Source organism: Bacillus salacetis, from assembly GCF_049177075.1.
GTDB lineage: Bacteria > Bacillota > Bacilli > Bacillales > Bacillaceae_B > Rossellomorea > Rossellomorea salacetis_A.
This window is the reverse complement of the sequence record NZ_CP185377.1, coordinates 3,416,848-3,439,721: the sequence shown is the minus strand read 5'-3', so window position 1 is coordinate 3,439,721 and position 22,874 is coordinate 3,416,848. Positions and strand designations below refer to the sequence as shown.

The following is a 22,874-nucleotide window of genomic DNA, read 5'->3' as shown; positions in this document are numbered from 1 at the left end:
AAAAAATTCAGTATATTAAAACGAAAAGTGAAATTACTTTGTATTAATACACTTTACCAAAATAATAAAACCATACTAGTAAGTCAAGGTGTTTAAAGGAATCGTAAAAGCGAATTTTTTTAATGAAGGATTTGTGATAGTATAATCATTTGTAAACAGTAGAAAGAATGTATTCTTAATTTGAAACATCAGAAGGTGTAAATATCATGATTTATTTTGATAACAGCGCAACGACGAAACCATATAAAGAAGTGTTGGATACATTTTTAAAAGTGAATGAAGATTATTTTGCGAATCCATCATCGATCCATGCACTTGGAGGCAGAGTCGAGACATTGGTCGGCAAAGCAAGAAAGCAGGTTGCCAGTCTGCTTAATACCAAAGAAACAGAAGTCTTCTTCACTTCAGGAGGAACGGAATCGAATAACCTTGCCATAAAAGGCACAGCCCTCCAATACAGAAATCGGGGAAGGCATATTATTACCTCTGCTGTTGAGCATCCGTCCATTATTGAAACATGTGAACAACTGAGGGAGCTAGGGTTTGATATCACATACCTCCCTGTCGACTCGAATGGCCGGGTCAGCGTGCAGGATGTATTGAATGCCATCACCGATGAAACGATTCTGGTGTCCATCATGCATGTAAATAATGAAGTGGGAACCGTTCAGCCAATCGAACAAATCGGAAAAGCGTTGAAATCCTATCCGAAAATCATTTTTCATGTCGATCATATTCAGGGAATTGGCAAGGTGCCGCTTGATTTCCAGCAAGCGGGGATTGATCTTTGCTCCATCTCCGGGCACAAAATACATGGATTGAAGGGTACAGGCATGTTATATATTAAGGAAGGATTGGAAATATCACCTTTACTTTCAGGCGGTGAACAGGAAAGGAAAATCAGAAGCGGCACTGAGAATACTGGCGGCATAGTTTCTTTTGCAAAAGCTTTAAGACTGCATTTTGAAAAAAGCAGTAAAGAGCTTGGGAATATGCGGAAGCTTAACGCTTACTTCCGGGATAAGCTGAGAAACATAGAGGGCATTACAGTTCATTCACCTGAAGAAGGGACAGCACCGCATATAGTGAATTTTTCAGTGCATGAAATCAGGGGCGAAATTTTCGTCCATGCATTGGAAGGCTTCGAAATATATGTCTCAACTACAAGCGCATGTTCGTCCAAAAAAAATGTCCCATCCAGGACACTGCTGGGAATGGGTTTGAGTGAAGATCTCCTTGATACATCTGTCAGGGTCAGTTTTTCATTTGAGAATACAATGGAGGAAGTGGATCAATTGTGTAAGGCGATCCTGCAAGTAAAGAAAAATCTAGAAGAAACGACAAGGAGAAGAAGATGATTTATGATCAAATATTAGTCCGGTATGGAGAAATTTCCACTAAAGGACGCAACCGCAAGGCATTTACGAAAAAACTGAGAGAAAACATCCTCATGGTACTCAAAGACATGCCTGAAATTAAAATCAGCGCTACCCGGGACAGACTCCATATCTATCTTAATGGAGAAAACGGGGAAGAGGCACTGAAGAGGTTATCCAGTGTTTTTGGGATTCAGTCCTACAGCCCCGTTATGAAAACGGAAAAGGATATGGAAAAAATTAAAGATGCAGCTCTTCATCTTGTTCAGAAATCGCATAAAGAAGGACAAACCTTTAAAGTCTCAGCAAGAAGGGCAGACAAAACGTTTGCTTTGGACACCAATGAAATCAATTATGCAGTGGGATCTCATGTATTGAAAAATACGGAAGGCTTAACCGTGGATGTCAAAAAACCCGACATCAAACTGAACGTTGAAATCAGAAAAGAAGGCGCATATCTTTCAAGTGAAATTCATCCTGGAGCAGGAGGTATGCCTGCAGGTGCCAGCGGGAAAGCCATGCTCATGCTATCCGGCGGCCTTGACAGTCCGGTTGCGGGTTATTTGATCATGAAGCGCGGAGTTGAGGTCGAAGCTGTCCATTTCCACAGCCCTCCTTTTACAAGTGAGAGGGCCAAGCAGAAAGTCATTGACCTTGCAAAGACATTATCTGTCTTCAGCGGAAGAATTAAACTTCATATTGTTCCATTCACTGAAATCCAGCAGACTGTCCATAATCAAGTCCCTGAGAACTACACAATGACATCCACAAGAAGAATGATGCTGAGGATTACAGAGAAATTGAGGGAAAGACATAATGGTCTGGGCATTGTCACGGGAGAGAGCCTTGGGCAGGTAGCGAGCCAGACATTGGAAAGCATGCTGGCAATCAATGAAGTGACCAGCACTCCAGTCCTGAGGCCATTGATTTCCATGGACAAGCTTGAAATCATTGATATTGCAAAACAAATCGGGACGCATGATATTTCCATTCTTCCATATGAAGACTGCTGTACGATTTTTACCCCTCCAGCGCCAAAAACGAAGCCGAAAAGCGATAAGATCCAATACTATGAAAGCTTTGTTGATTTTGAAACGCTTATTGAACAAGCGGCGGCCGATACCGAATTGCTTGTCATTGAAGGCGGAATGCTGCAAACAGAAAACGATGACCTTGATGAGCTGCTGTAATATCATTAGGAAGAATTACCAATAAGAAAACCGAATGAAGCCATGTGTTTTCGCACAATCTATACTCACAAGGAGGTGAAAGACACATGGCAAACAACAACAGCTCAAACCAACTAGTAGCTCCAGGAGCTCAACAAGCAATCGACCAAATGAAGTATGAAATCGCTTCTGAATTTGGTGTACAACTTGGTGCAGATACAACTGCACGTGCTAACGGTTCTGTCGGTGGTGAAATCACTAAACGTTTAGTTCAAATGGCTGAACAACAAATCGGCGGAAGCTACCAACAGTAATTAACTGAATACAATGGCTACAAGGAGCGGGTTATCCCGCTCCTTTTTGTATGGTTTGAAAGCCTCTTTCTGCAGTCTTTTACAGAATAAGTCAAAATACCCGTTGGTAAATAATTTAAAATATTATAAAAATTTTGTATAATGGAGAAGAATACATCAAAGGGGGAGAATTTATGAGAAGAGAAGATTTACTTGCACCAGAAAGGTACAACTTGATCAGCGAAGTTGAAAAATTTTCAGGCGATCCAGGCAAGAAGGCCATCCTCTGGAAGAGTGAACAAGGGGAAGAGAAAGAAATTACATATGAAAATTTAATGAAAAATGCGAACAAAATTGGAAACGCATTCATAAACAATGGATTGGAAAAAGGCGATGTCATCCTGGTCATGATTCCAAGGTTGATTGAGGCGTATGAGACCTATGTAGCCGCTTTAAAATCAGGAATGGTCGTCATCCCGAGTTCTGAAATGCTTCGATCCAAGGATTTGAAATACCGCATAGAACATGGTGACGTCAAAGCGATCGTTTCCTACGCTCCATATACAGAACAATTCGATGACGTGGAAGAAAGTTCAGGATTGAAAAAGTTCGTGATTGGTGCAGAAAAAGAAGGATGGCTGTCTTTGGACCACCTGAAGAACGAAACATCCGACCAGTTGGAGCTTGCCGACACCGGCAGGGAAGATATGGCATTTTTGTCTTACACCTCAGGGACAACAGGCAATCCTAAGGGTGTTGTCCATACGCATGGATGGGCTTATGCACATCTGCGCACAGCAGCCAAAAAGTGGCTGAGCATTGAAGAGGGTGACACCGTTTGGGCAACGGCGGGCCCTGGCTGGCAGAAATGGATATGGAGCCCGTTTCTTTCCGTATTGGGATCTGGAGCAACCGGGCTGGTTTACCAAGGGAAATTCGAACCGGATACTTACCTTCAGATGCTTGAAGATTACCAGGTGAATGTGCTCTGCTGTACTCCGACTGAGTACCGTTTAATGGCGAAAGTCGATAATCTTGGCCAGTATAATCTTGAACACTTGCACAGCGCTGTTTCAGCTGGCGAACCATTGAACAGGGAAGTGATTGATGCGTTCCAAAAACATTTTAAAGTCGACGTGAGGGACGGGTATGGCCAGACGGAGAATACACTGCTTGTCGGTATCATGAAGGGTATGGAATTGAAACCTGGTTCCATGGGGAAACCAACTCCTGGAAACCGTGTGGAAATCATTGATGAGGACGGCAAGCCTTGCGCTCCTGGCGAGGTCGGTGATATCGCCGTTCATACAGATACGCCGGCGCTGTTTAAAAACTATTATAAAGATCCTGAAAGAACGGCAATGCAGTTCCGTGGAGACTATTATATCACCGGCGATAAAGCAAAGAAGGATGAGGAAGGCTATTTCTGGTTTGAAGGCAGAGGTGATGACATCATCATCAGTTCAGGATACACGATTGGACCTTTCGAAGTTGAGGATGCGCTGGTGAAACATCCGTCAGTGAAAGAGTGTGCCGTCGTGGCAAGTCCTGATGAAGTAAGAGGGAATATTGTCAAAGCTTTTGTTGTCCTAAGAGATGGAGTCGATGCAGAAGATCCTGACTTGATAAAAAATCTTCAGAATCATGTAAAAGAATTAACTGCTCCATATAAATATCCGAGGAAGATTGAATTCCTTGAAGAGCTTCCGAAAACAACTTCAGGTAAAATCAGAAGGATTGAACTTAGACAAAACGAAAGCAAAGCATTACAAAAGTAATAACACTGCAGCACATTTTGTTGGCTGATATTTCTGAAAACGAAATCCTTTAAAGTATTAAAGCGGTATAGTAAAATAATATAGACAAAAGAAGACGGGAGTGGCTCCCGGCCTTGATGGATATGCGGCAAGTCGATGCCTTTGCATGAAAAAACCTCTATCAGGACGGTGAGCCAGTCCTTTTTTGTGCAGATAACGACCAGGACAAGGAGTTTTAAATATGGGTACATTATGGTATAACGGCACGTTTTATACAATGACAGCTCAGGGTGATGCCGTTGAGGCTGTCTTCACAGAAAATGGATTGATTAGTGGTGCCGGTTCGCTAAAGGAAATGGAAACACGCTTTGCCGATTCCATTTCAGAAAAGGTGAACCTGGAGGGGAACACGATTTTTCCAGGATTTGTTGACAGCCACATGCATTTAATCGGACATGGAGAGACATTGATTCGCCTGGACCTTTCCCAAATGAATACAAAAGAGCAGGTGATACAGGCGGTAAAGGAAAAAGCCGAAAATACATCTGAAGGCAGCTGGGTAATCGGCGAAGGGTTCAATGAAAACCTTTGGGAAAACAGTGAAGTCGTAACAAGGCAGGAGATTGATGAAGTTGTAGCGGATAAGCCTGTCCTGTTGAAACGGATCTGCCGCCATGCTATGGTTGCCAATTCGCGTGCATTGGAACTCGCGGATATTGACCTGGACACTGAAAACCCTGCAGGCGGAGTGATTGAAAGAAATGAAAATGGCGAGTTGAATGGTGTTTTAAAAGATACAGCTCAGGACTTACTGGTGGAGGCCCTGCCTTCTCCAACAGGGGAGTATTTGGAAGAAGCTTTGACAAAAGCGGTTGAAAACTGCTGGAGACTTGGACTTGTTGGCGGACATACAGAAGATTTGAGTTATTACGGGAATTTCCATAAAACGTATCAAACCTTCCTGAATGTCATAGAGGAAGGCGGCAAAAAGTTCAGATCTCACCTGCTTGTTCATCAGGCAGTCATCGACGATTGGAAGGAAGCTGGATTTACCTTTATGGGAGGAACACCTTTTGTGGAGTTCGGAGCAATGAAGATCTTTGCTGATGGAGCACTTGGAGGTAGAACTGCCTTATTAAGCCATCCGTATAATGATGATCCATCGACCAATGGTGTGGCCATTCATTCACAGGAAAATCTGACTGAGCTCGTGAAGAAAGCCAGGGAATACCAGCTCCCTATCGCTGTTCATACAATCGGCGACCAAGCGTTCGAAAATGTGCTGGATGTTGTGGAAGCTTATCCAACATACAATGGCCGAAGGGATCGATTCATCCATGCCCAGCTTCTCCGCAGAGAGCTGATCGACAGAATCAAAGGCCTGCCGTTGATCCTCGATATTCAGCCAAGATTTGTCCCTTCTGATTTCCCTTGGGTAATCGACCGTGTAGGGGAAGAAAATATGGAATACAATTATGCGTGGAAAACACTGCTGGATGAGGGGATCCCTTGTGCGGGCGGCTCCGACGCGCCGATAGAGCCGGTCGATCCATTACTGGGAATCCATGCTGCTGTGACAAGGACCAATCCTTTGGATCCGGAACGGACGGTCTATATGGAAGAACAAAGACTATCCATGTATGAAGCCGTTTCCTTGTTCACGAAAGGAAGCGCGTATGCATGCCACCATGAGCATGACCATGGCTTGATCAAAGAGGGATACAAAGCAGATTTTACTGTTCTTCCGAAAGACTTGTTCAAGGTGGAGCCGGATGAGCTGCTTGATATGAAAGTGGAAATGACAATCGTAGATGAAACGGTTGTTTATAAGAGAGAAAACTAAGATTTAAGGGTGTCTGATTATTACAGGCACCTTTTTTTGATGAAGTTCTAAAAACGTAAAATACCATTTTTGAATTACCATTAATGTAATGGGGCACCCAAACTTTGAGATTGCCCTTTAAGGGGAACCGATATATAATGAAATTATTTCGAGAATGGAAATAATTTTGAGAGGTGGTGGCCGTTATAAAAACAGAAGAACAAGCCGGCATTTTGTATACGGCATTTTCTTATTTTCTATGGGGAATTCTGCCGATTTATTGGAAGTGGCTTAACCATGTACCGGCAGATGAAATATTAGCGAACAGGATATTCTGGTCATTCTGGTTTATGATCGTCTTTTTAATTATCATCAAAAAGTTCCGGGTCTTCTGGGATATGATAAAGGGAATGATGAATACAAAGAAGAAGCTGGCTGCCTTGGCAACCGCATCGCTGCTTGTCAGCACAAACTGGTTCATTTATATCTGGGCGGTCAATACTGACCAAATGGTTGAAGCAAGTCTCGGTTATTATATAAATCCGCTTGTCAGTGTATTGCTGGGGGTATTTATCTTAAGAGAGAAAATGACAAAAGCCCAAGTGGTCTCGTTTATCCTGGCAGCTGTCGGTGTCATCGTACTGACTGCTTCGTATGGAAGGTTCCCTTGGATAGCCATTGGCTTGGCTGTTTCCTTTGGTTTGTATGGATTGGCGAAAAAATTGATCAAAGTGGATTCTGACGTCGGGCTTACGCTGGAAACCATGACTACAGCGCCGTTTGCCCTTATATACCTTATTTATTTGTCTGCCCAGGGAGATCTGTCTTTATTTCATTTTTCAGCTGGGACTGACTTGTTATTGATTGCGGCAGGAGCTGTAACAGCTGTACCGCTGCTCTATTTTGCAAAAGGGGCCCAAAGGATTCCGCTGTATATGGTAGGGTTCCTGCAATATATCGCTCCTACGCTGACATTGATTTTGGGTGTATTCCTTTACGGAGAACCGTTCACTCAAACGCATTTAATTGCATTTACATTCATCTGGTCAGCATTGACGATTTTCTCTGTTTCAAGAATGAAGAGAGTAAAACGGAAAACGAAAGCACAGGAAAAGTGTGCTTAGAACTTCATCCCAAAAAGAGAGAAGCCTGTCCGTCAGGCTTCTCTCTTTTTCCTTATAAAAACGTCCTTTTCACTTTTTCCCAGAAGGAGTTGTCTTTCAGTTTGACCGTCTTGATTTTCTCTTCGCTTAATTCAATGACCACTTGTTTCACATGCTGGATTCCAAGTGCCTCGTTATCCATCCCCATTGATGGATAATCATTTCCGTCCTGAACAACTTCAAGCTTCAGTTTGCGCTCACCGCTCAGGATGAAGGAGGACCCAAGGGTTCGGTAACGGTTGTTGTTCAGTGAGGCAAGTTCGCTGACCTGAAGGCATGGAAGCATTGGATCGACGACTGCCCCGTTTACTGATTTGTTGTAGGCTGTGCTACCTGTCGGTGTCGCGATGACCATGCCGTCTCCACGGAAAGTCTCGAAATGCAGGTCATCAATATGTACTTCAATTACAAAGGTTTTAATGATTCCAGATCGTATGCTGAACTCATTAAGGCATTTGAAGGTTGTCTGATCGTCGATGGTCACGTCAATTGTCGGATAGCGGCGGACTTCAATCTGCTCTTCTGTCATGGCTTTGATCATTTTTTCAGTATCATCAATATGGAAATCGCAGTACATGCTCAAGCTGCCGGTTGTTGAGATACCTGCATAGAGACAGTCCTGGCGGAAACCTGTATTCCGGACGGCCTGAAGGAATGCACCATCCCCTCCGATGCTGACGATAATATTTGCTTCTTTTGCATTTTTTACAACGTTGAATCCATACTGAACCGCAAGTTGGGTCAACTCTGCAGCCTGTTGAAGAGTTTCATTATCTTTAAGTGTGTAAAAATATAGATTTCGTCTTTCGTTCATGATGATGCCTCCTCAAAAATAGTCAATCATTGGACAAAATTTTTCCAATCACGTTAGATTTTGCTAGAATAATGATTATATGCAATCTGCTGCTTCTCTTGGTGATTTTCATGAGGTACATTCTGAGAGACGGGATACAATTTGCATGCATCATTATTTTATCATGATAGTGAAACTTTATGATAGGGAAGTACGTATTCATCATGAAGAGAAAAAGAGGAGGAATATATAAATGAGTGGAAAACGTTGGACAGCACTCGCGATTGCTGCCGGTCTATTCATCTTTTCAGTGGTGGCCAATCTTGCGAGTTCAGCGATGACAGGTGATTTTAATCAGGCGTTTGAAGACATGTTTGCAGCAACTGATAATCCTTTCACGGAAGAAATCATTGAAGACGGCAGTGCTGCACAGAGGATTGCTGTTCTGGAAGTGGATGGCGTCATTCAGGATGTGGATACAGCCGCATCTATTTTTGAAAGTCCAGGGTACAATCATGAATTGTTCATGGAGCAGTTGAAGGCTGTTCAGGAAGATGACAGTATCCGTGCAGTTATCTTGAAGGTGAACTCCCCGGGCGGCGGTGTAGTGGAAAGTGCCCAGATACATGAAAAGCTTGTAGAAATTCAGGAAGAGTCCAACAAGCCGATTTATGTTTCGATGGGCTCCATGGCTGCATCAGGCGGTTATTATATCTCAGCACCGGCTGAGAAGATCTTTGCCAGCAAGGAAACACTGACAGGGTCTTTAGGTGTCATCATGCAGAGCATCAATTACTCTGAACTGGCTGATAAATACGGAGTTGACTTCGTCACAATCAAAAGCGGACCGCATAAGGACATCATGAGCCCGACAAGGGAGATGACAGAAGAAGAGAGACAAATCCTTCAGTCCATGGTCAATAACTCTTATGAAGGTTTTGTCGATGTCATCGCTCAAGGCCGGGGCATGTCGGAAGATCAGGTGAAGAAAATTGCAGACGGCCGTGTGTATGATGGAATCCAGGCTAAGGAAATCAATTTGATTGATGATTTTGGCTATATTGAAGATGTTATTGCCCAAATGAAGAAAGACCTCAAACTTGAAGATGCACAGGTCATTGAGTATACAAATGACGGCGGATTTGCATCATTATTGAACATGGGGGCAAAAAGGCTTTCTGGTGGAGACATCGAAGCAGCGGCATTGATGAAAATATTATCTCAGCCTAATTCGCCGCGCCTGATGTATCTCTATGCGGAATAAACGAGGAGGTGCCATTCATGAATGAAGTGAATAATCAGGAAGAACTCACAGCAGTGGAACATGAAAAGGAAGAGAGAATTTTTGAGCTCGGAGGCTTCTGGATGAGATTCTGGGCCTATCTCCTGGATCTGATTGTGATTTCAAGCATAGGCAGGCTGGTTGTCTACCCAATATTCAGGGCTCTGGACCTTTCTTTAGTAAAAGATGATATGTTTGCGCCGATTTCCATTCTAAGTGCAATCATTTTTTACGGCTATTTTGTTTTAATGACAAAGTATTTGGGACAGACACTCGGGAAGATGGCATTTGGATTAAAAGTCATAGAATTGGATGGGAAGCCTTTAAAGTGGAGCACTGTCCTTTTTAGAGAATTGATAGGCAGGTTCATTTCTGCGAGTATTATAATTTTATATATCGTTGTGGCATTTACAAATAAGAAGCAGGGGATTCATGACTTGTTTGCGGATACAACTGTGGTCAGGGAGAAGCGAGCTGCAGTGTATAAACCTGCAAGTGCCTAAAGTAATCATAAAGAAGCAGCCATCATGAGGGCTGCTTTTTTTATATTTTCAAGGTCTGTTACTCTCTAAAATCGCTCTGATTTTCGCCAGATCTTTCTTGTTTTCTTTCTTCATCATTGGACCCATGAATGGAGAGAATAGTTTGGAAAATCCTGCGGGCTCCCCTTTATTTTGCAGGACCATCCTAGTGTGATGGTCATCGATCGCGCTCCAAGTATAAGTCGTTTCCATCGGAAAAGGTCCCTGTGCTGTTCTCATGACTAGTTTTTTCTCGGGAATCAATTCTACTATTTCATATGTGTAGGAAAGGCTGCGTCCAAGAAATTCAGCCTTGAAGGCAATTTGTGAACCAATCTGAAGAGGTTTAGGTGTTTTCCATTCAGCACTTGAAATGTTACTGTACCACTGTGGTGCATTGTCAGGATTGGCTGCATAGGCAGCCACTTGGGAAATTGGTGCTTCAATCACTGTTTCAGTCACTACTTTTACCATTCTCGTTCCTCCTAATATTTGAATTTCTAAATCCGCTATTTATTTTCTTCAACATACTTTTTCAACAAAGTTCCCAGCAGATATTCCCAGCCTTTCCGGTGGCTGTTTTCCCATTCCTCTTCAATCAAACCGGATGCGGTATGGGAAAGCTGAAGAGTGGTTACGCCGCCTTCTTCACTTAAACGATAGGTATAGGCGCTGTTGACCGCACCATGCATACCGAGATGTCCCTGAATTCTTATTTCCTTGGGTGCGTTTACATAGTAAACAGTCCCCCAGACAGCACCGGCCTTTTCTTCCCATTTCTCAAGGAATTGTCCTCCTGGAACTGGGTCCAATTTCAATGATGAGGTTTTTCCTTCAGGGGCAAGGCGGAATTCCCACCAGCTTTCTACTTTTTCTGTTAATGCTTTAAAGACTTCCGTTCTGGAAGCATTGATGATTGTCTCTTGTTCAATCTGAAATTCTTTACTTTGTACGGATGGTTTCATTTTAGTATCTCCTCCTGTGATTTCGGCCAGTGCCTTTAAGTTGAGGATTGATTTGGCGGCCGGTTCCATATATTTTCCTACCCAGCGATTATGCATCTCCTGAAGGGGAACGGCATTCAAAAAATTGACTCTGTATTTCCCTTTTTTCCTTGAAAGGACTAAGCCTCCCTCCTCTAATGCCGTTAAGTGTTTCATGATGGCATATCGTGATACTTCAGGAAAATGGTCATTGAGTTCACCAGTTGTTGAAGGAGAATCTTTAAGGATATCAAGAATCCTTCTTCTTATTGGATGCGATAATGCTTTGAATAATGGTGATAGATCGTCTTCCATAGAAAGATCCTCTCTGGTTAATTTATAAATAACATGTGACTAAATAGTAACATGTTATTTTTGAAGAGGCAATTCTATTCAGCCTGCACTCCTAAGGTTTATTTTGGCAAGAAATAGCCAATACTTTCTAATTGAAGGGTTGTGAAAAAAAGTGAATGGGTGGATCTTAACGCTGATCATAGTTTTAGGTCTGATATTATTCTTATTTATACTAATCTTCATCACAAAGCTGACGATTACAATTTCACTTTACCATGGAAATGATAATGACCATTTTACGATTAAGTTCCGGGCTTGGTTCGGCCTGATTAAATACAAAATAGAAATTCCGATGGTCAAGGTGGATGATGACGGACCTAATTTGGTTTTTGAGGAAAAAACGCAGAAAGGCCCGGAAGGAAAAAGTAAGGAAAAAGATAAGTTGAAAAAGGAAACACCTGAAGAAATCCTGACTTCTATAAAAGACTTTAGGGAACTGCTTCAGCATGTGGCAGGGCTTCATCGTATAATTCGCCATTTCTTCAGCAAGGTTAAGGTATACGATGTTGAATGGCAAACTGTTTTTGGAACAGGTGATGCGGCTTCAACGGGAACGATGACCGGTATGATCTGGGGGGCCAAAGGAAGTATGATCGGTGTCATAAGCGGCTATATGAATCTGCAATCCATGCCCCAAATAGCGGTGGTTCCTTCTTTTCAAAAAGCAATCATTCAAACGGATTTTTCATGTATCATAACTTTTCGAGTCGGGCATGCTATATTAGCAGGAATCAAATTAATCAGATTTTGGAAAGGCGGCAAACCAAACTTTCAATCCAAGCCTCTTTCCATGGTGTCAGAAAAGAATCAATCAGTCTAACAAGACAACACTTTACCGCACTACCGCACTGGGGGACTGTCCCCCGCTGCTTTAGAGTGATAAAGGGTCTGTACATAACAACTTAGGAGGTAATCTTATGTCTGATCATCCAATTGAAGGACTTATGACAACAGCAATGGAAAATTTAAAAGAAATGATCGATGTCAATACGATTATCGGAGATCCTGTTGAAACGCCTGATGGAAGTGTGATATTAACAGTTTCAAAGGTCGGTTTTGGATTTGCGGCCGGGGGAAGCGAATTTGTTATCAAGGGCAAGGGAAGTAAAGATGGACAGGATGACAAGCAAGGGGAGAAAAAGCAGCCCTTTGGCGGAGGTAGCGGGGGCGGCGTCTCCATTACTCCAATTGCGTTTTTAATCGTAGGCTCGAAGGGGATCAAAATGCTTCACCTTGATGAAAATACTCATTTATTAGAAAAGCTGGTGGATTTAGCTCCGGGTGTAATGGAGAAAATTCAGGGAATGATGAAAAAGAACAATCAGAACAATGGGCAAGGACAGCAGCAGAACCAGCAGCAAAATCAAAATCAAGGACAGAATCAATCGTTTGATTTCTAATAGGATGAAATGGCGGACTGATCAGAAATTCACCCAGTGAGTGAACTTGATCAGTCCTCATTATTTGTGTACTAAATAATCATATTAGTTGATTTCTGTTCAATCCGTTATGTACGATGAAAGAGGTTCATACTTAATAGAGGAGGTATTTCGAAATGGCTAATATCACATTTAAAAATAATCCTGTAACACTTGTTGGGAATGAAGTGAAACCTGGGGACACAGCTCCTGATTTTACTGTTTTAGCTAATGATTTATCAGAAGTATCTCTTGCAGACACAAAAGGCAAGGTTCGTTTGATCAGTGTCGTACCATCTCTTGATACAGGAGTTTGTGACGCTCAGACACGCAAGTTCAACGAAGAAGCAGGAAATCTTGACAATGTAGAAGTCCTTACCATTTCGGTTGACTTGCCATTTGCTCAAAAACGCTGGTGCGGAGCGAACGGAATTGAAAACGTCCAAACATTGTCCGACCACCGCGACCTTTCTTTCGGAGAAGCATATGGCGTGTACATCAAAGAATTGCGCTTATTGGCACGTGCTGTATTCGTGGTCGACAGCAATGATAAAGTGACATATGCCGAATATGTCAGCGAAGCGACGAATCATCCTGATTATGATTCAGCAATCGAAGCGGCTAAAAACGCACAGTAACTTCATTTTTAACATCATGACGAGACTGACCCGGGAGCAATCCGACAGGGTCAGTTTTTAGTTGGAAGACAGCATGATTCAACAAATAAGCGGCAACTTCTTTGACACCTGCTCTGTCAGAGGTAAAATAGAGAAAGAATTATTAGTAAAGGAGACAGAGAACTTATGACGGTTTCTCCAACAGAAATGTTATTCAATGTGTTAGACGAAACAGCATTGATCCTGCAAGAAGAATTATCTTGTACATATTTAGAAGCCATTGCGGAAACTGGGGAAAATCTTTTCCACCAGGATATCCTGCAAGATGAATTAACTGAATTGACCAAGAAGCGGCTTCAAAAGAAATATGATGAAGCCGGTTTGGGCCAAATCGGCAAAGAACAAATCCGGAAAGCCTTGCAGCTTGCCATTCTAAAAGGAATGAAACAAAGCTCCCAGCCTAATCATCAGATGACACCAGATGCGATCGGCATGTTCATCAGTTATCTGGTCGGGAAATTTACAAAGGGCAGCCAGGAGCTTCGGGTGCTGGACCCTGCAGTCGGAACAGGAAATTTGCTGACAACGGTCCTGAATGGATTGGCAGATAAAAAAGTTGAATCGGTTGGTGTGGATATCGATGACCTGTTAGTTAAGCTTTCCTATGTTGGAGCTAATCTTCAAAAACATCCATTGCAATTGTTCAACCAGGATTCACTTGAACCGCTCTTTATTGATCCGGTCGATGCCGTCATCAGTGATTTGCCTGTCGGTTATTATCCAAACGACTTGAGAGCGGCCGATTATGAATTGAAAAGTGATGAAGGACATTCTTATTCCCATCATCTTTTCATTGAACAGAGCATCAAGCATACAAAGCCGGGAGGATATCTGTTCTTTCTCGTACCAAATCATTTATTTGAGTCCGAAGAGGCGAAAAAGCTTCATGCCTACTTTAAGGAGCAAGTGTATATTCAAGGACTACTTCAGCTGCCGATGTCCCTGTTCAAGAATGAGCATTCAGCCAAAAGTATCCTGATCCTGCAAAAGAAAAAAGCGGACGTAAAACCGCCAAAAGAAGTTCTGATGGCCAACATGCCGTCACTGTCCAACCAAAAAGCAATGGAAAACATGCTTGCCAAGATGGACCAATGGTTTAAGCAAAATAAATAAGGGAATGCAATGATAAGGGTAAAGTCACAATGTCTATGGGGCTTTACCCTTTTTAAATTTAGGATGTATTGTGTATGAATGCCATTTAACAAGAAAACCTACTTTGCCCATAAATCGCCCTTTTTTTATTTTGATGTGAGAAAGAGGTTGTATCGAATCATTTTTATAAAAGGATTTTCGTCTTCTGTACAGAATTGATTGGAGTGGAAGGTGAGTGACCTCCTGCGGGAGCAGCGGGACAGGTGAGACCCCGCAGGCGCAGCCGAGGAGGCCAATCCAGCTCCAGCAGCCAGCACCTAGCAGATTTCGGTCTCTTTCCTTCCGATAAGTCATCATCGAATCGCTATCGCTCTTCGTGATTCCTTTATCCCATGCAAGAGTCCTCCAATCTGTACGGTGCTAATCGGCTGCTTTCGCTTTTTAGTTCACCGCCCGCCCCGCGGAGTCACCCACCTGGAACGCAAATCAATGGACCCCATATTAATCACCACTATTTTTCTGAAAATATTTATTTTAACATGAAAACGATTACCTAAGAATCTTATCCTTGAAATGGCAAAGAAGCAGTGATTAAATGAAAAATTGAGAGATATAAAGTCCTGAAATGAACACACTATGATAGAACGCTACAAGCCAGATTTAACAGAAAAAGGAGCGGTATAAGAAATGGCTAAAATGATCGCGATCAACGCTGGAAGCTCATCACTAAAGTTCCAGCTTTTCGAAATGCCTCAGGAAGAGGTCATTACAAAAGGGTTAATCGAACGAATCGGGTTAAATGATTCAGTTTTCAGTATTTCAGTAAACGGTGAAAAGCAGGAAGAAGTAACAGATATTCCTAACCATGAAGTAGCCGTAAAGATGCTTTTGGACAAATTGACTTCTGCAGGCATCATTGAATCCCTGGACGAAATTGAAGGAATCGGACACCGCGTTGTCCATGGCGGTGAAGTCTTCAATGACTCCGTCGTAATCACAGATGAAGTCCTTCAAAAAATTGAGGAGCTTTCTGAACTTGCCCCTCTTCATAATCCTGCCAATGTGACAGGCATTAAATCTTTCCAAAGTGTTCTGCCAAATATACCGGCAGTAGCTGTTTTCGATACAGCTTTCCACCAAACAATGCCGGAAAGTTCATTCCTTTACAGCCTGCCTTATGAATATTATGAGAAATACGGCATCCGTAAATATGGTTTCCACGGAACTTCCCATAAATATGTATCTGAAAGGGCCGCTGAAATGCTTGGACGTCCAAAGGAGCAGCTGCGATTGATTTCTTGCCACCTTGGTAATGGTGCAAGTATTGCAGCAATCGAAGGCGGAAAATCAATTGATACATCAATGGGATTCACACCGCTTGCAGGTGTAGCCATGGGAACAAGATCTGGTAATATCGACCCTGCGCTCATTCCTTTCATCATGGAAAAAACAGGCCAGACAGCGGATGAAGTACTTAATGTATTGAACAAGAAATCCGGTATGCTTGGTGTCTCCGGTCTCTCCAGCGACCTGCGCGATATCGAAAGCCAGGCGGCAGAAGGCAACGAGCGTGCCGAGCTGGCATTGGAAGTATTCGCAAACCGTATCCATAAATACATCGGATCTTATGCATCCCGCATGTATGGGGTAGATGCAATCATCTTCACTGCAGGTATTGGTGAAAACAGCCAGATCGTCCGTGAAAAAGTCTTGAAAGGCCTTGAGTTCATGGGTATCTACTGGGATCCGGCAAGAAACAAAGTAAGAGGAGAAGAAACATTCCTCAACTATCCTCATTCGCCTGTTAAAGTCATGATCATCCCGACAAACGAAGAAGTCATGATCGCCCGTGACGTTCAGCGTTTGACTGTCTAAAATCATGCATCAAAACAAGACTCCGCTTCGGCGGGGTCTTGTTTTGCGATAGGGGAATAATTCCATGTCCGAGTAGGATGAACACCGGTGTTATGGTATATTAAAAGTAATCATGTCTCTACAAAAGGAGTTGAAACCGATGGAATGGTCAGTAAGAGAGGAACAGGTTCTTGAGGAAATCAGGCAATGGCAGGATTCACTTTATAATTACGAAGCGAATGACCTTGAAAATACATATGTGAAGTGGCTGGATAGTGCTTTTTCCAACCTTCCTCCAGAAGTACAAGAACAGTTTTTTCAAAGACTCGACGGCTGGTTGTTTCACCTGCATTCTTTACTGCAGGGCTCACAGCTTCAGAACGATGCACGAGAACGTATTTTAAAAACTGCCCGTGCATTTAATCAGGAGATTCAAACAATCCAAGACCTTCATTTATTAACAGTCGACCAGCTTCATTACATTGCAATGCAGCACACAGGAAGACACCAGCTTTACTCCTTCATCCAAGGTGGAATGACGGGTACTGGTGGAGCGGCTGTCCTAAGTGCCGACTTACCGGCTATGGCAGTCATCAATCTGCGTTCGGTGCAGCTCGTGGCAATTTCGTATGGTTTTGATGTCCAGACACCTTTTGAAATGATGACTTCGTTAAAGGTTTTTCATGCCGCCACACTGCCTGCAAGGCTAAGAGCAGAAGCGTGGGAAGAGTTGATGGAGGACCTCGATAGAAAAGAGAACGACTATTTTTATGATGGTACGGAAAAGCTGACGGATTATACGTGGCTGGAAGGGCCTTTAAAGCATTTACTCAAAGGGATGGTCATTACCACGTTCAGAAAAAAACGCCTGTCCGGTATGCCTTTGATCAGCATGGCGGTTGGGGCAGGGGTCAATTATCAATTCACGAAAAAAATCAATGACTTTGCAGAAAAATATTATCAGTACCGCTACTTAATGAGTAAGCGAAGTGAGGACTAGTAATTAAGAGGCTGCCGGGAGTTTTCCCGGTAGCCTTTGATGTTGGCAGAAGTTGTACTCCTTTACCTAACCATCTAACAGGAAAGAAGAATAGGATCCGATTATTTTCACTTTGCATTGAAGTGCTTCCATTTCACTGATTGCCCCCGGAAGCAGGATGTCATCCATCTCCTGCTCAACATCTATAAGGAAAAAATAATCGCCAAGACCTGTTTTCAAGGGCCTTGATTCGATTTTGCTGAGGTTAAGCTTTCTCCATGCAAAAGTCGAAAGAACCTGATGCAGTGCACCGGAGCGGTCTTTCGGCAGTGTTACCATCAAGGTTGTCTTGTCGGTGCCTTCCTTATTGAGAAGATTCAGTTTGACAGGCTCTTTATGAAGAACGATGAACTTTGTCTGGTTGTATGCAAAATCATGAATGTTTTCATGAATGATGTGCAATCCATAAACCTTGGCAGCTAACTCATTTCCTACAGCCCCCACCTTTTCCTCGGGATGGTCACTCAAGTATTTAGCAGCAGCGGCAGTTGAAGTCGTTTGCTCCAGGGGGGTGCCCCGGTACTTTGTATTAAGGAATTTATGGCACTGTGCCAATGCATGAGAATGAGACAGGATTTTCTTCAATTCACTGGTGTTATTCTCAGGATGAACCATCAAGTGCTGCTGAATCGGTGAGGTAAGCTCTGCCGCAATGGATAAGTTCGCTTCATGAAACAGATAATCGACTGTAATATGTACTGATCCCTCCAGTGAGTTTTCCAAAGGAACCACGGCATATTCTGCTTCCTCTTCGATGACGGCTTCTATACAATCAGGGATTGTTACGCATGGTACTGCTTCACTTTGCGGAAAAGCCTTTTTCACAGCCAAATCTGTAAAAGAGGCTTGAGGTCCTAAATAAGCAATTTTCAAGTGCACTCTTCCTCCCAAGAAAAATTTATTGAATATTCTAGCATGTTATGGGTTGGATTGTATATAAATCATTCTGAAAAAATAACTTTGTATTATTTCGAAAGGTGCACAAAAAAGCTTGCAGAGAATACTCTGCAAGCTGATATAAACATTTGACTAATCCTGATCGTCTGTTCTGACGACAAGGACATCGCATTTAGCTGAGCGGGTGATGTGTTCTGAAACACTACCAATCAGAAATCTCTCCATGGCACTCAAGCCGGTTGCGCCGCAGACGATAAGGTCTGCATTTACTTTTTCCGCTCCATCTTTTGGAATGACGACTTTAGGGGATCCGTATTCAATCAGGGTATGGACATCGGTAACGCCTGCCCGTTGAGCCTGCTCTTTATAAGAGGTCATGATTTCATCCGCATACTTGCTGGCTCTTTCACCGACGGATTGATCATATGCTTCAACTGTTGCAAAAGATCTTGAATCAATAACATGGATAATCGAGAGTGCTGCATCGTTACGTAAAGCAATATCTATTGATTTCTTAAATGCCCATTCTGCTTCTTTAGATCCATCAACTGCTACGAGTAAGTTCTTATACTTTAAAGTCATTGCTCATCCCTCCTTACCTTTAGTTTACTATATATTTCCTATAATAACTGTTACAGATTTTCAAAAACTAAACTATTACTAATTATTTTTCCGGAAAAGGAGGGCATTAAACCATGGCAAAAAAGAACCGGTTGAAGCAGGAGAGCTTTTATGATGAAAGGGCAGCCTCGGAAACATCTGCTCAAATCATGGATTCCTATGAGTCGGGACTGCATGATGGAGAAGCGGGGCCTTTAAGTTCGAATATTGTTCAAGTTGAGGAGAAGATGTAATAGGTAAAGGGCTGTCCGAAAGATTATTTCGGACAGCTTTTTTCATTAAATAAAAGAACGCTCGCTAAAATAACAATAAACTTATTTATATATACAAGATACAATCCCATTTTCCTGTCAATACAATGCAGTATGTGTGAATGAAAAGGAAGAGGGGAGAAAAATAGTGAATCAGGAACTTCAAAGATTATTTAACAATTTAATCAGCATTGAGCATGTATCGACAACTCTTTACCTTGCCATGTCTGCTTATTTGGGGAAAGAAAATTTTACAGGGATAGCAACTTGGCTTCGGATGCAGTCTGAAGAAGAAAGGGGTCATATGCTGACATTGATTAACTATGTCGTTGATAAAGATGGCACTGTCAAATTAGAAAGTATTCCTGCGCAGCCAAGTGATTTTGGGACACCTCTGGAAACGTTCCAAAAGGTACTCGCTCATGAGCAGTTTGTTACCAATTCATACCGCCAGGCTTACGATTACGTAAACCAGGTAGATCCTCAGGGTGCTGTCATCATACAAGATTTCTTAAGGGAACAAATCGATGAGGAAGCACAGAGTAAAACGATAGTCGACCGATTAAGACTTGCCGGAGACAATCCATCAGCACTATTGGTGATTGACCAGGAACTCGGACAGAGGCAGCCTGCAGGAGGCGCTCCTGCTGCCGGATAATAAGAAAGCCGCCATGCTCAAAGGGCATGGCGGCTTTTCTTCTGACTATCGGCTTCTTTTTTTGCGGGAACATGGGATACCAAACTATACATCATAAAGGTCAGCAAGAAACTAATAAATCCCGGTGACCAGCTTTCTGGTATTAGGAAGTAAATAACCAGGGCGGCAGTGAGAATATAGATGGCTTTCAAATTATATTGAAATTTGCCTGAAGCGAGAGATGCCAAATCCTCTTCAGATATTCTCGCTTTTTTAATATATAAATAGTCTGCCACAATTACAGCTGAAAGCGGGATGACAAAGGCACCTAACAGCGAGATGTAATCCTTGGCATTTTCAACCAGTGCAGGAAAGCAGCTTAAGACAATACCGGCAGCTCCGAAAACAAGGGCGCTTCTGACTCTTCCAAGTGAAGGGATGGCATTAAGCAAACTGAACCCTCCCGTATAGGCATTGCTTAGATTGATGGATATCATGGAAACCATGGCGCAAATTCCGATCAATATGGTCAGCAGGACAGATCCTGTCTGTTCCGTAGCAGCTACAAATGGATTTAAGTTATTAAAGAGAGCGGCACTGAAAGTCCCAAGAAGGGCGGTCATGAAGAACCCGAAAACATTTCCGGCGAACAGCCCCCAAAAACCTTGTTTCCCTGATTTTGCGTATCGTGTGATATCAGACGATGCGCTTACCCCGGAAACATATTGAACGAATGCAAGGCTGGCGAAAAATATAAAAGCGCCTAAGGAGAACTCTTCTCCAGAAAATAAGATTCGGCTTCCTGCTCCTTCTTCTGCTTTTGTGATGAAAATAATAAGAATGGCAGCCTGCCCGATCAAGAGGAAAGGCATAAACAGCTTTGTCGCTTTTTTTACAGCCTCAAATCCAATTAAAGCCAGGATGGTCATGATTAATGCGAGGGATACAGCAATCGGTATCAAAGACAGCTCAATCCCTAACGCTTTCTTCATTAGAGACAGCACTACCAGCGTACCGCCGATTGTCTGGACACTGAACCAATAAAGCGAAGTGAGAGATCTGACCGGCGAGGCTATAAGTCTCGAAAGCTTAGTTCCAATCATGGACCTGATGACGTACTGGGCAGGCAATCCATACCTTGCTCCCGGCAAAGAGAGCACGGAAACGAAAAAGAATGCCAGACTCCCCCCGAGCAAGGTGCTGAGTATGGCCCATATCATGGGAAGTCCGCCTTCCATTACAGCTAAAGCAGGGACGAGGAAATTCCCTGAATTGACCGAAAAGGCGAGCTGGATAATGAAGTATTCAAACCAGGTAGTGGTCTTTAGATTTTCCGGAACGGATTCCAATCCCAGTCTTTCTATTGCTGGATTTTTCATTTCAAAAACTCCTTATTTCGTTCTGCGAAGTAATTCTATACCTATTGTAAAGGAAGTTTGCCAAAAGGAAAGGATAGATTTTTCATAGAGAACATTCAGGAAAACAGATACTATTTCTCAACACCGTTTTGAACAGGAAAAAAGGACATTTGATGATCGAATTGGAAAGGGAAAATTCAGGCTTTTCTGTCTAAATGTAAATGCTTACATTTTATTTAAAATTGTTTAGCATTTTAAGAATGATAGTGTTATATTAATTAAGAAGTTTTACATATGGATTTGAAATAAGGAGGTTTTTCTAATGCGTATCGGAGTACCGACAGAAATTAAAAACAATGAAAACCGAGTGGCAATGACACCGGCAGGAGTGGTGAATCTTACCCAGTTCGGTCATGAAGTGTATATAGAATCCGGGGCGGGCCTCGGCTCTGGTTTTACAGACGAAGATTATACAGCCGCTGGAGGTCACATTGTTGGAAGCGCATCTGAAGCATGGTCCATGGATATGGTCATGAAAGTAAAAGAACCGCTGCCAAGCGAATACCAATATTTCCGTGAAGGATTAATCCTGTTTACATATTTACATTTGGCTCCAGAGCCGGAACTGACGAAGGCTCTTATTGAGAATAAAGTAGTCGGAATTGCTTATGAGACTGTTGAAGTGAACCGTACGCTTCCGCTTTTGACTCCAATGAGTGAAGTAGCAGGAAGAATGTCCACTCAAATTGGAGCTCAATTCCTTGAGAAAATCCATGGCGGAAAAGGCATCCTTCTTTCCGGAGTGCCCGGCGTAATGCGCAGCCGTGTAACAATCATCGGCGGCGGTGTAGCTGGAACCAACGCAGCTAAGGTTGCAGTCGGAATGGGAGCTCAGGTAACAATCCTTGACTTAAGCCCTGAACGCCTTCGCCAGCTTGATGACATCTTTGGAAGCGATGTTCAAACATTGATGTCCAACCCGCTGAACATTGAAAAAGCAGTTGCCGATTCTGACCTTGTAATTGGGGCAGTATTGATTCCAGGAGCGAAAGCACCGAAGCTTGTAACCGAAGATATGATCAAATCCATGATGCCTGGTTCAGTAGTTGTGGATATCGCCATCGACCAGGGCGGAATCTTTGAAACAACAGACCGCATCACTACTCACGATGACCCAACTTATGTAAAACACGGAGTTGTTCACTATGCGGTAGCGAATATGCCTGGTGCTGTTCCTCGTACATCTACTATTGCACTTACAAACGTAACGGTACCTTACGCAATCCAGATTGCAAACAAAGGCTACAAAGCTGCATGTCTTGAAAATGAGGCTCTGTTAAAAGGTATCAACACATTGAATGGATATGTGACGTATAAAGCAGTAGCTGAATCACATGAACTGGATTACTCTGATACAAAAACACTGCTTGATCAAATTTAATGATACACAAGGCTGTCCCTATAATGCGGGACAGCCTTTTTCGATGGAAGCTTTTAAAAAAGGAATAATCAGGGTA

23 protein-coding genes are annotated in these 22,874 nt (G+C 42.8%); 17 read left to right on the top strand and 6 right to left on the bottom strand.

The window, feature by feature from the left end; genetic code table 11:
* Positions 1-206: 206 nt before the first annotated feature.
* The 6 genes from ACOJQI_RS17965 to rarD all read left to right on the top strand — a co-directional run bounded on the left by ACOJQI_RS17965 (position 207) and on the right by rarD (position 7,541).
* Complete coding sequence (locus tag ACOJQI_RS17965; RefSeq protein WP_421380508.1) at positions 207-1,358, top strand: cysteine desulfurase family protein; 1,152 nt, start codon at positions 207-209, stop codon at positions 1,356-1,358.
* Complete coding sequence (gene thiI / locus ACOJQI_RS17960; protein ID WP_421380506.1) at positions 1,355-2,566, top strand: tRNA uracil 4-sulfurtransferase ThiI; 1,212 nt, start codon at positions 1,355-1,357, stop codon at positions 2,564-2,566. Before ACOJQI_RS17965 ends, thiI begins: the two co-directional genes overlap by 4 nt.
* A gap of 86 nt (positions 2,567-2,652) precedes the next feature.
* Positions 2,653-2,859, top strand: coding sequence for an alpha/beta-type small acid-soluble spore protein (locus ACOJQI_RS17955; RefSeq protein ID WP_148945666.1), 207 nt, complete (start codon positions 2,653-2,655; stop codon positions 2,857-2,859).
* 173 nt (positions 2,860-3,032) lie between these two features.
* Complete coding sequence (gene mbcS, locus ACOJQI_RS17950) at positions 3,033-4,616, top strand: acyl-CoA synthetase MbcS (RefSeq protein WP_421380504.1); 1,584 nt, start codon at positions 3,033-3,035, stop codon at positions 4,614-4,616.
* Positions 4,617-4,836: 220 nt separating this feature from the next.
* Positions 4,837-6,438, top strand: a complete 1,602-nt coding sequence (locus tag ACOJQI_RS17945) for an amidohydrolase (RefSeq protein ID WP_421380501.1) — start codon at positions 4,837-4,839, stop codon at positions 6,436-6,438.
* Between the two features lie 176 nt (positions 6,439-6,614).
* Positions 6,615-7,541: an EamA family transporter RarD gene (gene rarD / locus ACOJQI_RS17940; RefSeq protein WP_421380499.1), complete on the top strand. Its 927-nt coding sequence runs from the start codon at positions 6,615-6,617 to the stop codon at positions 7,539-7,541.
* Between the two features lie 52 nt (positions 7,542-7,593).
* Here rarD and ACOJQI_RS17935 read toward each other — a convergent pair whose 3' ends face one another.
* Complete coding sequence (locus ACOJQI_RS17935) at positions 7,594-8,394, bottom strand: NAD kinase (RefSeq protein ID WP_421380497.1); 801 nt, start codon at positions 8,392-8,394, stop codon at positions 7,594-7,596.
* Positions 8,395-8,626: 232 nt separating this feature from the next.
* Between ACOJQI_RS17935 and sppA the strand changes: the two genes are divergently transcribed.
* On the top strand, positions 8,627-9,637 hold the full coding sequence (gene sppA / locus ACOJQI_RS17930; protein WP_421380494.1) for a signal peptide peptidase SppA: 1,011 nt from the start codon (positions 8,627-8,629) through the stop codon (positions 9,635-9,637).
* 17 nt (positions 9,638-9,654) lie between these two features.
* The gene (locus ACOJQI_RS17925; RefSeq protein WP_421380492.1) at positions 9,655-10,158 is read left to right on the top strand and encodes an RDD family protein; all 504 of its coding nucleotides are present in this window, start codon (positions 9,655-9,657) and stop codon (positions 10,156-10,158) included.
* A gap of 48 nt (positions 10,159-10,206) precedes the next feature.
* On the opposite strand, the gene ACOJQI_RS17920 is transcribed toward ACOJQI_RS17925, so the two are convergent.
* Together ACOJQI_RS17920 and ACOJQI_RS17915 are read right to left on the bottom strand one after the other, a co-directional pair.
* Positions 10,207-10,650: an SRPBCC family protein gene (locus tag ACOJQI_RS17920; protein ID WP_421380490.1), complete on the bottom strand. Its 444-nt coding sequence runs from the start codon at positions 10,648-10,650 to the stop codon at positions 10,207-10,209.
* 35 nt (positions 10,651-10,685) lie between these two features.
* Positions 10,686-11,474 carry an SRPBCC domain-containing protein gene (locus tag ACOJQI_RS17915; RefSeq protein ID WP_421380487.1) on the bottom strand — a complete coding sequence of 263 codons (789 nt, stop codon included), beginning with the start codon at positions 11,472-11,474 and terminating at the stop codon, positions 10,686-10,688.
* A 151-nt stretch (positions 11,475-11,625) separates the two neighbouring features.
* Between ACOJQI_RS17915 and ACOJQI_RS17910 the strand changes: the two genes are divergently transcribed.
* The 6 genes from ACOJQI_RS17910 to ACOJQI_RS17885 all read left to right on the top strand — a co-directional run bounded on the left by ACOJQI_RS17910 (position 11,626) and on the right by ACOJQI_RS17885 (position 17,554).
* Entirely contained in the window at positions 11,626-12,333 is a 708-nt protein-coding gene (locus tag ACOJQI_RS17910; protein ID WP_421380485.1) for a DUF2953 domain-containing protein, read from the top strand.
* Between the two features lie 97 nt (positions 12,334-12,430).
* Positions 12,431-12,913, top strand: coding sequence for a GerW family sporulation protein (gene ytfJ / locus ACOJQI_RS17905; protein ID WP_421380483.1), 483 nt, complete (start codon positions 12,431-12,433; stop codon positions 12,911-12,913).
* A 155-nt stretch (positions 12,914-13,068) separates the two neighbouring features.
* Positions 13,069-13,569 (top strand): thiol peroxidase, encoded by a 501-nt coding sequence (tpx, locus tag ACOJQI_RS17900; RefSeq protein WP_421380481.1) that lies wholly within the window; start codon positions 13,069-13,071, stop codon positions 13,567-13,569.
* 165 nt (positions 13,570-13,734) lie between these two features.
* On the top strand, positions 13,735-14,721 hold the full coding sequence (locus tag ACOJQI_RS17895; protein WP_421380479.1) for a class I SAM-dependent methyltransferase: 987 nt from the start codon (positions 13,735-13,737) through the stop codon (positions 14,719-14,721).
* Positions 14,722-15,387: 666 nt separating this feature from the next.
* Positions 15,388-16,575 (top strand): acetate kinase, encoded by a 1,188-nt coding sequence (locus ACOJQI_RS17890; protein ID WP_421380477.1) that lies wholly within the window; start codon positions 15,388-15,390, stop codon positions 16,573-16,575.
* A 139-nt stretch (positions 16,576-16,714) separates the two neighbouring features.
* Positions 16,715-17,554 (top strand): EcsC family protein, encoded by an 840-nt coding sequence (locus tag ACOJQI_RS17885; RefSeq protein WP_421380475.1) that lies wholly within the window; start codon positions 16,715-16,717, stop codon positions 17,552-17,554.
* Positions 17,555-17,620: 66 nt separating this feature from the next.
* Here ACOJQI_RS17885 and pheA read toward each other — a convergent pair whose 3' ends face one another.
* Both pheA and ACOJQI_RS17875 read right to left on the bottom strand, forming a co-directional pair.
* Positions 17,621-18,466: a prephenate dehydratase gene (gene pheA, locus ACOJQI_RS17880; protein WP_421380473.1), complete on the bottom strand. Its 846-nt coding sequence runs from the start codon at positions 18,464-18,466 to the stop codon at positions 17,621-17,623.
* Positions 18,467-18,622: 156 nt separating this feature from the next.
* The gene (locus ACOJQI_RS17875) at positions 18,623-19,072 is read right to left on the bottom strand and encodes a universal stress protein (RefSeq protein WP_421380471.1); all 450 of its coding nucleotides are present in this window, start codon (positions 19,070-19,072) and stop codon (positions 18,623-18,625) included.
* Positions 19,073-19,185: 113 nt separating this feature from the next.
* Between ACOJQI_RS17875 and ACOJQI_RS17870 the strand changes: the two genes are divergently transcribed.
* Together ACOJQI_RS17870 and ACOJQI_RS17865 are read left to right on the top strand one after the other, a co-directional pair.
* Positions 19,186-19,344 (top strand): hypothetical protein, encoded by a 159-nt coding sequence (locus tag ACOJQI_RS17870; protein ID WP_421380469.1) that lies wholly within the window; start codon positions 19,186-19,188, stop codon positions 19,342-19,344.
* A gap of 166 nt (positions 19,345-19,510) precedes the next feature.
* A complete protein-coding gene (locus tag ACOJQI_RS17865; protein WP_421380467.1) occupies positions 19,511-20,020 on the top strand; it encodes a ferritin in 510 nt (169 codons plus the stop codon).
* A 17-nt stretch (positions 20,021-20,037) separates the two neighbouring features.
* Here the strand turns inward: ACOJQI_RS17865 and ACOJQI_RS17860 are convergent, their stop codons facing one another.
* On the bottom strand, positions 20,038-21,378 hold the full coding sequence (locus ACOJQI_RS17860; protein WP_421380465.1) for a purine-cytosine permease family protein: 1,341 nt from the start codon (positions 21,376-21,378) through the stop codon (positions 20,038-20,040).
* Between the two features lie 301 nt (positions 21,379-21,679).
* On the opposite strand from ACOJQI_RS17860, the gene ald reads away from it, so the two are divergent.
* On the top strand, positions 21,680-22,798 hold the full coding sequence (gene ald / locus ACOJQI_RS17855; RefSeq protein ID WP_421380463.1) for an alanine dehydrogenase: 1,119 nt from the start codon (positions 21,680-21,682) through the stop codon (positions 22,796-22,798).
* The last annotated feature ends 76 nt before the right edge of the window (positions 22,799-22,874 follow it).